Source organism: Vibrio sp. 378, from assembly GCF_033339435.1.
In genome coordinates this window covers 1-585 of sequence record NZ_JAWOUO010000868.1, presented here as the reverse complement: position 1 = coordinate 585, position 585 = coordinate 1, and the positions used below count along the sequence as shown (strand labels likewise).

1 protein-coding gene is annotated in these 585 nt (G+C 45.8%); it reads right to left on the bottom strand.

Annotated features, from left to right (window positions below; translation table 11 throughout):
- The coding region (locus tag R7Q48_RS29310) for a DUF1538 family protein (RefSeq protein ID WP_318133875.1) at positions 1–403 on the bottom strand (403 nt) is incomplete at its 3' end.
- Positions 404–585 lie beyond the last annotated feature (182 nt).

Here is a 585-nt window from a genome sequence, read left to right as displayed (position 1 = left end):
GCAGGCCAACGCCATACTCCGTCATGGATTGTTCGGAATTGGGGATCATCCCGCCTTCAGCCGCCACCTCTGAGGCCTCTTCTGCAACAGCAGTCAATGCCGGCTCTGCGATAGTGGTTCCAAACCCCAAGCAAAACGCAAAAATCAATAACCAAAACACACTGCCCTTTCGAGCAAAGGCTTGTGCCATATTTTCGCCAATGGGGAACAAGCCGAGTTCTAGCCCGAAAATAAAAAACGTCAGGCCTAAAATGACCAACAACAAACCAAAAAGAATCGAGACCAAGTTAGATAAAGGCTCTTGCAGAACCACCAATTGGAAGAAGGTAATAACAATCACAATAGGAAGAAGATCGCGGGCACTGTTAAACAGAACGCGGAACAAAGCAGTGAGTGCTTCCATGCAAATCCTCCCTTTGACGAACAAGTTATTGGCTCTGAAGGCGAGACCTGTCCGGTGATATCCTTATCATCTACTCTCAGTGTGGCATAAATTTCTACTCACAAACGTGAACAACCTTATGTCACCACTAACATTTGGTTACATTTTCCTAATATGTGAACTGGATGAGCCACCACGAAAAT